The organism is Mycobacterium shunyiense, from assembly GCF_058270035.1.
The window spans coordinates 380,159-391,561 of the sequence record NZ_JBZDPT010000047.1; the positions used below are offsets into that span (position 1 = coordinate 380,159).

Sequence of the window (11,403 nt, forward strand, 5' to 3'; positions counted from 1 at the left end):
GCTAACCGACCAGCGCCTCACGCAGGCTGCGGGGCCGGATGTCGGGCCAGTTCTGCTCGACGTAGCTCAGGCACTCGGCGCGGCCTGCCGCACCGAAGACCACCCGCCAGCCCGCGGGCACCTCGGCGAATGCCGGCCAGAGGCTGTGCTGGTCCTCATCGTTGACCAGCACGTAGAAGGCGCCGTTCTCGTCATCGAACGGATTGGAACTCATCGAGTCTCCTCATCGAGGGGTGGACCAGGTTCGCACCCAGTACCCGGTCGGACAACAGGCCGAGACAACTCAGGTTGGGAAAGCCGGGGCCCTGGGTGAGCCCGGCCAGTCCCGGCAGGAACAACTTCGGGAACACATCGGTCAGTGCCAGGTCATGGCCGATGTGCTCCTGCAGCGAATCACTGCTCAGCGGACCGCCGAGGCCGAGCTCGAGTAGGTCCAGCGCATCCTGGCTGAACAACGGGGCGAACCACAACGAGTCGGCGCCGGACCCGTCGATCACCAGGTCGAAGCCGTGCACGGTCTCGACCGCTTCACCGCCGGTGTTGGTCGACAACGTCAACCGGATCCGCTCGTCGCGGGCCACTGCGTGTGCGACCCGGCCCCGCAGGTGACGGATGCGGTCGTCGGCCAGCAGGGCATCCTGTACCCGCGCCGAGAACACCCCACGATCGGTGCGGGCCAAGGCATCCCGGCGCTCGGCCAGGGTCAGCCCGGTCCACCCGGTCGGATCGGAGAACAGGGTGTTCTCGAAGAATCCCTCGCCGCGGGTGAACAGAGTGACCGTCGGTGAGATCACGGTGATCGTCGAAACCCGGTGGCGGAAGAGCTCGTTGAGCATCGAAGCGGCCGTCTCGCCGCCGCCGATCACGGCGACTCGCTCCGCGGTGATCATCTCGTGCTTGCCGGCCTGATGCCAGAACTGGGCGATCGACATCACCCGGGGGTTGCCCGGCAGCACCGAACGTTCGGCCTGACCGGGCCCGGTGATCATCAGGCCGTCGGCGCACACGGTGCCCTCGGCGGTGCGCAGCGCCCACCGGGGGGCACCTGTCGAACTGTCGGCACCGCCGGCGTCACCATCGACCGAGATCTGTTCCACCTCACCGAGAACCACGTTCATCCCGACGTCCTCGGCCACCCACCCGAGATACTGGCTCCAGCGCCGGTGGGTCGGTGCGGGCCGACCGCGGTCGACCCATTCGGCGAATCCACCGGTGGCGATCAGGTAGGCCTGCCAACTGTGCCGGGTCATCCGTTCGTCGAGTTCGGCGTTACGCCGCGACACCAGAGACGACCGGTAGGGGAAGCCGACGTCCTTCTCGGGCCCGGTGCCGAGGCGATGGTTGCCATCGGTCCAACCACCGACGGCCTGCCAGTTGGCGGCCACCCCGGCACGTTCGACGACGACGACCTCGGGGGCCGGCACGCCCATCGCCCGCAGTTCGGCGGCCTTGGCCGCCACCGCGATGGCCTTGGGCCCGGCACCGATGACGGCCAGGGTGGGGGCCGATGGGGTACTCATGGGGTCACCTCTCGCAACACCTCTCGTAATGCGTCCAGCCACATCTCCTGCAGGGTGGCGATGTCCTCGGCCGACAGAATGTCGGGCAGGGTCCGCCACTGGGTGCCGAGCACGGCCGATCCGTCGCGGTCGATCACCGCGGCCATGATCGTCAGCTCATGGCGCACAGCGACATTGGGTTCGGGAATCGGGGTCACCCCGGTCTGCAACGAACGGTCCTGCAGCAGGGCGTGATCGGCCGCGTCCAGTTCGATACGGCCCAGATAGTTGAGCAGCACCTGCGGATCCCGGTGGGCGCCGAGCCGCCGGCCGGTGTCCTCGCGCAGGTACCGCAGCAGGCCGTAGTCGATGGCGTCGCCGGGGATGGCGGCCACCTGCGCGACGACCCCCCTTACGTCGTCGGCGGTCAGCCGCAACGGATAGATCATGCTGAGCAACCCCGCGGTGTCGCCGGTATCGACCTCGCCGTGACCGGACACCACGGCATCGGACCGGCCGTGGGTTTCCAGCGCCAGCAGTGGCGCCGGGGTCGGCTGACCACGGTGGCAGCGCCAATTGGTCAGCGCCCGAGCGGTTACCGCGGCCAGCACCTCGGTCACCGGCAATGCGCCGGTGAGCAGTCTGGCCGTCACATCGGGTTCGGCGAAGGCCATCTTGATGGTCACCCCGGCCATCCGGTCGGCGGCCGGATCGATCCGGCGCGCACCGATGTCCGGATCGCCACCGTCGAATTGCCGCTCCCAAAAGCCGCAGGTGTCGAGCGTGGCCGCCCGGTCAGAGAGCAACCGGGACCACTGCCGCAACGAGGTATGTTCACGCACGGGCAGCGGCGTCCGGCCGGAAGCGAGCGCATGCCAGGCATTTTCGAGCTCGCCGACCAGGATCCGCCACGATGCCGGGTCCAGGGCCAGCACGTGGGCGGTGAGGATCAGCAGGCCGCCGTCCGTCCGCGGGTGATGCAGCCACACCGCGTCGAGCATCGACCCGTTCTGCGGATCGAGGCGCTGCACCGAAAGGTCGGCCTGTTCGGCCACCGCGGCTTCGAGCTCACCCGACCCGGTCGCCTCCGACAGCACCTCACCGCGCTCATGCGGCACGAGCGTCAGGGCCTCAAGGTCCAAACGGGTGCGCAGCACCTCATGCCCGTCGATCACGTTGCGCAGCAGGGTTTCCAGCTGTGCCCGGGTGATCCCGCCGGGCAGCCGGAACACCTCGGTCTGGGCGAGCCGGCGTGGGTCGCCGTACTGGTACAGCCAGCGCCCGTTCGGCAGCAGCGGGATCGGGGTGATGTCGGGTGCGGCTTGGTCGGCCGCATCTCGGTCCTGCGCGACGGCGTCCGCATCGGCATCGATCGCGGCCGCGAGCTCGCGGACTGTCGCACAGTCCAACATCAGGCGGGCACGCAATGCCACGCCACGGCGCCGCACAGCCTGGACCACCGACAGGGCCACGATGCTGTCCAGCCCGAGATCGAGGAAGTCGGCGGTGACGTCCACGCCCGCGCCGTCAGCGGTCCCCAGCACCTCGGACAGCACCTGGGCCAGCAGCCGCTCGGTGTCGGTGGCGGGGTGCTCGGCCCCTTCGGAGCGTCCGCCGGTACCCAGCGCCGCCAGCGCGGCGTCGTCGACCTTGCCGTTGGTGGTCAGTGGAATCTCGTCGACGGCCACGATGTGGTGGGGCACCAGATGTCTGGGCAGGGTGTCGGTCAGCATTCCCCGTAGCTCGGTGACCGGGGTGTCGGTGACCACATACGCGACCAGTCGCGGCCCGCTGCGGTGCTGCCGTACCGCCACATGGGCGTGCCGCACCCCTGGATGGGCGTGCAACGTCGCGGCCACCTCGCCTGGCTCCACCCGGAAACCACGGATCTTGACCTGATCGTCGCTGCGGCCGAGGAATTCAATGCCACCCGACTCGGGATTCCGACGCACCACGTCACCGGTGCGGTACATCCGGGCACCCGGCGTGAACGGATCGGCCACGAACCGCCCTGCCGTCTCCCCCGGTCTGCCGAGATAGCCGCGGGTCAATTGACCACCGGCCAAATACAGTTCGCCGCACACTCCGTCAGGAACCGGGCGAAGCCAGCTGTCGAGGACGTAGGCCGCGGTCGACTCCGTGGGACGCCCGATACCGGGCTGCGCATACTCGGCGATGGACGCGACGACGGCTTCCACCGTGGTCTCGGTCGGGCCGTAGCAGTTGTGGGCCGACATGCCGGTGCGCTCGCATTCGGCCTGGATCCCCTGCCAGGTGGCGGTGTCGATGGCCTCGCCGCCGAGCGCCAGCACCGCCAACGGCACCTGGGTGAGCAGGCCGGCAGCCCGCAGGGAGGCGAACATCGACGGCGTGGTGTCGATCATGTCGATGGCGAAGCGCCCGATGGTCTCCACCACGGCCTCGGCGTCGCGCTGCACCTCGTCGGAGACGATGTGCACGGTGTGCCCGTCGAGCAGGGCCGCCAACGGCTGCCAGGCCGCATCGAAGGTGAACGACCACGCGTGGGCCACTCGCAGTGGACGACCGAGGCGCTCGGCCGCCGGCCGAAGCACCTGATGGGCATGGTCGGCGCAATAGGCCAACAGCGCCTGATGGGTTCCGATGACGCCCTTGGGTTTTCCGGTCGTACCGGAGGTGAAGACGATGTAGGCGCCCTGCCCGGGGTGGATCGGTGCGGGCCGGTAATCGGTGTCCGTTCCGGAATCGACAGATGCCAGCAGGGTTTCGTCGACGACCAGCGGGTGGCGGCCTGAGCCGATCTGGCGGAGGATCTCGGCAACCCGTTCCTCGGGCATGGCCGGATCCAGTGGCACGATCATCGCGCCCGCCTTGAGCACCGCGAGCATCGCCACGACGTAGTCGGGCCCACGTCGCAACCGGATCGGGACCGGAGCCTCGACGGACACTCCACGGCGGATCAGCGCGGCAGCCAGGCGGTCGGCGGCCTCGTCGAGTTCGCGATAGCTGAGCTCGCCGCCGTCCCAGCTCAGGGCCACCGAACCGAGGCGTTCGGCGGCGGCCTCGCTGAACGTGGTGTGGAAGCCGGTGTGGGAACCACCGGCCCGCTGGGTGATCGGTGGCGCACCGACGGGCCGCGGCTCGTCATCGAGGGTGACCGCGACCTCGCGCAGCGGACGCTCCCAGCGATCCAGCAGCCGCTGGACCACGGTCAGCACCCGTAGTCCCAGAGCACGCGGGTCGAGCTGTCCCAGTGCCCCACCGAGGGTTTCCACGAGCACCGTGAGGCGGCCGTGGGTGGGATGCGCGGCGATGGTGACCGGGAAGTGGGACAGGCTCTCCAACGCCGCGGGCCGCAACACGGCCTCGCCGAGGGCGAACTCGTCGCTGCCGACCAACCCGCCGGGCGGGAAGTTCTCGTAGACCAGCAGCGTGTCGTAGAGCTCACCGATCCCACCGAGTGAACGCAACTCGGTGTGGCTGAGGTAGCTGTGCTCGCGCAGCTCGGCGGCCTCCCGCTGCAGCGCCAGGCACTGACCGCCGACCGGAAGGCCGGGGTCGACCCGGACCCGCAGCGGCACGGTGTTGATGAACAGGCCGACCATCGACTCGACGCCGGCCAGCTCGTCCGGGCGGCCCGACACCGTGACGCCGTACACCACGTCGGCGCGGTCGGTGAAGACCGAAAGAATTGTCGCCCAAGCCATCTGGAACAACGTGTTGACTGTTACGCCGCGTTTCCGGGCGGCCTCGAAGATCGCGGCGGACTGTTGCTCGTCGAGGGTCACCTCGGTGCGGGCCGGCAGACCCGGCTCGGCCGCCCGTCCGGACAACGCCGGCGACAACAAGGTAGGGGCGTCCATGCCGTACAGATGTGCCTGCCACCGTGCCCGGCTGTCCGCTTGATCGCGCCCGGCCAACCAGCCGATGTAGTCGCGATAGGGGCGAACCGCCGAGGGCAGCGCGGTCGCGTCCCCCTTCGCCCCGTAGAGCGCGATCAACTCACCGACGAACACCGGCAGCGACCAGCCGTCGATCGCGATGTGATGGGCAACGATCACCAGTCGCCAGCGTTGCCCGGGCTTTTCGATGAGCAGGAATCGGATCAGCGGCCCTCGACCCAGGTCGAAGCGCCGGGCACGTTCCTCGGATTCCAGGGCGAACGCCTGCGCGTCGTCGGCCTGCACGTGCCGCCACGGCAGTTCGACGGCCGACGGGACCACTGCGACGGGGCGCCTCAGGTTTCCCTGGAAGAAGCTGGCCCGCAGGTTCGGATGGCGCACCAGCATGGCTTCGGCACTGGCCCGCAGCAGCTCGGCGTCGACTGCCCCGTCGATGTCGGCGGCCATCGCGATGAGGTAGGGGTCCGCCCCCTCGTCTCCTTCGGTCAGCCCGGCCAGCGAGTACAGCCCCTGTTGCAGTGGGCTGAGCGCCAGGACGTCCTCAACGCCGGGCGGTGTTCCGGTGGTCGTCATGTCGAGATCCCCTGGTCCTGTCCCCATCCCGCGGTCAACGCGGCGAGCTCGTCGGGCGACAGGCCCGAGGCGGACATGGGCTCATGGTGCACGTCAGCAGCTACGGTGCCGTTACCGTCACCCGCGCGGTCGATCGCGGCGGCCAGATCCGCGAGCCCGGGATGCTCGAACACCATGCGCGCCGTCATCGCCACACCGGCATCCCTGGCCCGCGCCGCGAGCTGCACGGCCAGGATGCTATCGCCGCCGAGGGTGAAGAAGTCGTCGTAGCGGCCCACGTCGGTGGCACCGAGCAGGGTCACCAGCATCGCCGCCAGCGTCACCTCGGTCGGGGTGGCCGGCGGTTCGGCGGGCGCCGTCGAGGTGATGCGCGGACGGGTCAGCCCGGCAGGTTCGATGCTGTCGACGACCGTCAGCACCGCACCGACGAATTCCTCTGGCAGCGCAGCTCGCACGGTCTCCAGGACGGTCTCGGTGTCCACGGTTCCGGGCTCGAGGACCAAGTAGCCGGCCACGGTGGTGGCACCGCGAGTCTCCCAATGCCGGGTTGCAGCGGCGGCCACCCCGTCGATCCCCTCCAGGACAGCCTGCAGACGCGGTTCACCGGTGGTGATGGGCTCCAGCCGGCCGTCGACAGTCCAGCGGGCCCGGTCCCCGGTGCGATACAACCGGCCGTCCCCGAAGGGGTTGGGCGCGAAGCGATCGGCACCGACGCCGGTGGCCGCGCCGGCTGCCTCGTCCACCGCACCGCCGGCGTAGTAGACGTCACCCACGACACCGATGGCCACCGGTTGCCGCCATTCGTCCAGCAGGTAGACGCGATCTGCGCCCTCGGTCTGCGGCAGCCCGGCCGGCGGCACCGCCTTGCGGCTCCAGTCATCGACCAGCAGGTCGCGTTCGGCCGTATCGAGCACCGCGATGTCGCGCACCGTCTGGTCGGCGTCACCGGCGAATGCCCCGACGATGCGGTGCAGCCAGTCCACGAGGCGCGCTGCGGTGGCCGCCTCGTAGAGCTCGGTGCGGTAGATGACGGTGGCCCGATATCCGGCACCGGCTTCGGCGAAGAAGTTGAGCGACAGGTCCGCATGGGCCACGTCGAACGTGGGTTCCAGTGCGGTGAAAAGGGTTTCACCGTCGGCACCGGTGTCGATGACCTGACTTGCCGGCAGGTCCTCACGCACGTGCACCACCACACCGAAAAGCGGATTGCGTGCCAGCGAGCGCACCGGGCTGACTGCGTCGACCACCCGGTCGAACGGCAGGTCCTGGTGCTTGTAGGCGGCCAGCGCCATGTCACGGGAACGCCGCAGCACCTCCCGCAGAGTCGGGTTGCCTGACAGGTCGTTGCGCAGCACCACGATGTTGATGAAGAACCCGATCAGCGCGTCGAGCTCAGGTGCGGTGCGTCCGGCCACCGGTGTGCCCAGCGCGATGTCGGAGCCCTGCCCGGCTTTGTGCAGGGCGATCGCAACGGCGGCCTGCAGCACCATGAACTCGGTGACGCCGAGTTCACGGGCGAGTTCGACGAGCTTGTCCCGGACGCCCACGTCGATGGTGAAATCGAGCGCCTTACCCTCTCCGGTCGGCACCGGCGGGCGTGGAAAGTCCGGTTGCAGGCCGTTCTCGACGTCATGGTCGGCCGACAGACCGGCCAGTTGCCTTGTCCAGTAGTCGCGTTGCTCGGCGATTCGCTCGTCCGCGCCCGAAAGCACTTCGGCCTGCCAGTCCGCGAAGTCGGCGTACTGGACCGGTAGCGGTGCCCAGTCGGGTGCCGTACCTGCCCGGCGGGCGTGGTAGGCGGTCATCAGATCGGTGAACAGCACTGCGCCCGACCAATGGTCGGCGGCGATGTGGTGCACGATCAAAGACAGCACGTGCGCACCCGGAGTGGACAGCACCGCCGCCCGGATCGGCCACTCGTTCTCCAGGTCGAAGCAGTAGCGCCGCTCGGTATCGAGTTCGCCCTGCAACCAGTCCTCACCGGAGCCGTCGGCACGGCGAACCGTCACCGGGGCCGCGGGATGGATGACCTGGTAAGGGACACCGTCGATTTCGCGGTAGGTGGTGCGCAGGATCTCGTGTCGGGCAACCACATCGCCGACCGCCGCTGCCAGTGCCTCGGCGTCGCAGGGTCCGGTCAGCCGGGCCGCGAAGGGCACGTTGTTGACCGGGTTGGGTCCGTCGATGCGGAACTGGAACCACTGCCGGTGCTGGGCCGCCGACATCTGCGACGGTCCGGTGTGTTGTGCAGCCACGATCGGCGGCAGGCCAACGCCGGTACCCGAGGCCTGCAATTCGTCGACGCGAGCGGCCAGACCCGCCACCGTGGCGTTCTCGAACACGTCGGCCACGCCGAGGTCGACCCCGAATCGGGCCCGCACCGCGGCAACGAGTTTGGTGGCCAGCAGGGAGTGACCGCCCAGATCGAAGAACGAATCGTCGGCGCCGACACCGTCCCGTTCGAGCAGTTCACCGAACAGGGCAACGATCTCGTGTTCGGTTTCGGTGTCCGGCGCGCGGAATTCGGTGGCCGAACGAATCTCCGGTTCGGGCAGTGCCCGCCGATCGATCTTGCCGTGCGCGGTGATCGGGATCTCGGCAAGCTCGACGAACGCGGCCGGGATCATGTATTCGGGCAGCGCGGCGGTCACCCTGGCCCGGATGCGGTCGATCTCGACCCGCTCGGCACCGGCGGCCGGCGTGATGTAGGCGACCAGGCTCTTGCCCAGCGACGGCAGATCGCTTACGACCACGACGGCCTGCCCGACCGACGGGTCGACGGAAATGGCCGAGGAGATCTCGCCGAGCTCGATTCGGAAGCCACGGACCTTTACCTGCTCGTCGGCGCGGCCGACGAACTCGATGTCACCGTCGGCGTTCCGCCGAGCCAGGTCACCGGACCGGTACATCCGTCCGCCGGGATTGAACGGGTCGGCCACGAACCGTTCGGCGGTGAGTCGCGGGCGGTCGTGATAGCCGTGCGCGACATGTGTTCCGCCGATGTAGATCTCGCCGATCACGCCGACCGGAACGGGCTGCATCGCGTCGTCGAGCAGATGGATCGTGGTGTTGATCTTCGGTGTGCCGATCGGCACGATCCGGGAGCCCTGCTTGCCCTCCACCTTGTAACGGGTGCAGTTGAGCACCGTTTCGGTGGGTCCGTAGAAGTTGTGCAGCAGGGAATCGAAGGTGGCGAGGAACTTGTCGGCGATCTCGCCGGGCAACGCCTCGCCACCGATCGGCACGCGCTGCAGCGTGCGCCACTCGTTGACACCGGGCAACGACAGGAACAGTCCGAGCAACGACGGGACGAAGTGCATCGAGGTGATGCCCTCGTTGCGCAGCAAATCGGTGAGGTAGCCGATGTCGCCCAGGCCACCCGGCTTCGGGATCACCAGGCGCGCGCCGGCGGCCAGCATGCCGAAGATCTCGCCGATCGACACGTCGAAGCTCTGCGAAGCCACCTGCAGCAGGCGTTCGTCCTCGGTGACCTCGTAATCGCCGCCGAACCAGACGAAGTACTCCGCGATCGGCCGGTGCGGCACCGGCACGCCCTTGGGCAGGCCGGTGGACCCCGAGGTGTAGATCAGGTACGCGGTGTTGTCGGGGCCCAGCGGGCGGATCCGCTCGGTGTCGGTGGGATCGGTGACCGGATAGTTCTCCAGCCCGCCGACCGGCTCTCGCAGAATGGTTTTCGGGTCCGAGTCGGACAAAATGTAGGTGAGTCGGTCCTCGGGATAGGTCGGGTCGACCGGCAGGTAAACCGCACCGGCCTTGACGATGCCCAGTGCCGTGATGACCAGGTCGGGCGACTTCTCCAGCAGCACCGCCACCCGGTCCTCGGTGCCGATGCCCTGCTCGATCAGCCAGTGCGCCAACTGGTTCGCCGACTCGTTGATCTCGCGATAGGTGTAGTGGCGACCCTCGTAGACCACCGCGACGGCATCGGGGGTACGGGCAGCCTGCTCTGTGACCAGCGCGCCCAATGTGGTTGCCGGCGTGTCGAACTGCTCACCGGTTGACACCGAACGCATCCACTCGGCGTCCTCGGCGGTCAACAGGTCCAGCGCGCCCAGCGGCCGGTCGGGCTCGGCGAGCGCACAGTCGAGCAGCACGGCAAAGTGCCGCAGCATCTGGGCGGCGAGGTCGGCATCCAGCACCTCGGTGAGATGTTCGGCCTCCACCACCGCACCCTCGGCGTCGAGTTCGACCATGAAACCCAAGGGCAGCTGGGTGTGTTGGCCGCGCAGCTCGGCGCGTTCGCACGTCACGCCGTCCGGACGGAAGCCGCCGCCGTCGGGCTCGCGGAACCCAAAGCTCACCCGTGTCATCCGCTCGGCACCGTGGCGCCGGTCCGGGTTGAGTTCGGCCACCACCCGGTCGAGGTTGACCCGCTGATGGGTGAAGGCACCGATCGCGGTATCGCGCGTGGCCTCGACCAGGTCCCGGAATCCGAGCGTGGCCTGTGGACGCAGTCGCATCGCCACCGTGTTGCCGTAGTAGCCGATGGTCTCGTCGGTGTCGCGGTTCAAAACCGGGGTGGCGACCAGGAAATCGTCAGTGTGGGTGTAGCGGTGGATGAGTGCACCGAACGCCGCGAGCAACACCATGTAGGGGGTGGCCCCGGTGTCGCGGGCCAGCGCCGCCACCTGCCGGACGGTCTCGGCCGACAACCGGACCGTGCTGCGCTGGGAACGAAAACCGCTGGGCACCACTGAACCCGCGGGGCCCGGCAGCTCCAGCGGCTCCGGCGGAGCGGCCAGCACCTCGCGCCAGTACGCCAGATCCGCATCACCGTCCGGAGCCTCGGATACCGGGACCCGCGGAGTCTCGCCGAGCTGCGTCCCGCTGTACGCCCGGGTCAGGTCGGTGAAGAACACCCGCCACGAGCCGTCGTCCCAGGCGATGTGATGCGCCACAAGCAACATCACGTGTTCGCTCGGGCCGGTCTTGATCAATGTGATCCGCACCGGCGATTCGCTGCTCAGGTCGAAGGCCGTGCCGAATTCACGCTGAGCCAGCACCTCGAGGCGCAGCTTTCGCGCCCGCTCGGACTTGTCGGACAGGTCGTGCACCGTCCACCCCGGGGCCAGGTCATCGTGCACCGTCGCCGTCGGCTCGCCGTTCTCGTCGGCCCGGTAGGTGGTGCGCAGGATCGGATGCCGCCCCGCCACCGCAATCAGCGCGTCGTGCAGCCGCTCGGTGTCGACCACGCCGTCAAGCCGGTAGGACAGGCAGATGTTGAGCAGGACCCCGCTCGGATCGAAACTCTGCACGAACCACATCCGCCGCTGCCCGTCCGACAGCACGGTGGGATCGACCGGCACGCCCGCGTCCGCCTGTCCGGACTCCCCCGATGCTGACGCGAGGCCCCGCTCGGCAAGCCTGCGCCGCATCAGCTCCAGACGCGCGTCGGAGGTGCGGGGGGCAGCCGAATCGGCACTAACCAT

At 68.8% G+C, this 11,403-nt stretch carries 4 protein-coding genes; all 4 read right to left on the reverse strand.

The genetic code is table 11. The annotated features are described in order from the left end of the window. Position 1: 1 nt before the first annotated feature. The 4 genes from AC4ELS_RS29055 to AC4ELS_RS29070 are packed head-to-tail and all read right to left on the reverse strand — an operon-like array spanning position 2 to position 11,403. Positions 2-214: an MbtH family protein gene (locus AC4ELS_RS29055; RefSeq protein ID WP_499050426.1), complete on the reverse strand. Its 213-nt coding sequence runs from the start codon at positions 212-214 to the stop codon at positions 2-4. After that, a complete protein-coding gene (mbtG, locus tag AC4ELS_RS29060; RefSeq protein WP_499050429.1) occupies positions 192-1,520 on the reverse strand; it encodes an NADPH-dependent L-lysine N(6)-monooxygenase MbtG in 1,329 nt (442 codons plus the stop codon). The genes AC4ELS_RS29055 and mbtG overlap by 23 nt, the downstream gene beginning before the upstream one ends. Continuing rightward, a complete protein-coding gene (locus AC4ELS_RS29065; protein WP_499050432.1) occupies positions 1,517-5,953 on the reverse strand; it encodes an amino acid adenylation domain-containing protein in 4,437 nt (1,478 codons plus the stop codon). The genes mbtG and AC4ELS_RS29065 overlap by 4 nt, the downstream gene beginning before the upstream one ends. Then, positions 5,950-11,403, reverse strand: coding sequence for an amino acid adenylation domain-containing protein (locus tag AC4ELS_RS29070; RefSeq protein WP_499050825.1), 5,454 nt, complete (start codon positions 11,401-11,403; stop codon positions 5,950-5,952). The genes AC4ELS_RS29065 and AC4ELS_RS29070 overlap by 4 nt, the downstream gene beginning before the upstream one ends.

Bases quoted from the DNA above. Each gene is read 5' to 3' on its own strand.
- AC4ELS_RS29065 (WP_499050432.1), bottom strand. From the start codon at position 5,953: ATGACGACCACCGGAACACCGCCCGGCGTTGAGGACGTCCTGGCGCTC.
- AC4ELS_RS29070 (WP_499050825.1), bottom strand. From the start codon at position 11,403: ATGGTTAGTGCCGATTCGGCTGCCCCCCGCACCTCCGACGCGCGTCTG.
- mbtG (WP_499050429.1), bottom strand. From the start codon at position 1,520: ATGAGTACCCCATCGGCCCCCACCCTGGCCGTCATCGGTGCCGGGCCC.
- AC4ELS_RS29055 (WP_499050426.1), bottom strand. From the start codon at position 214: ATGAGTTCCAATCCGTTCGATGACGAGAACGGCGCCTTCTACGTGCTG.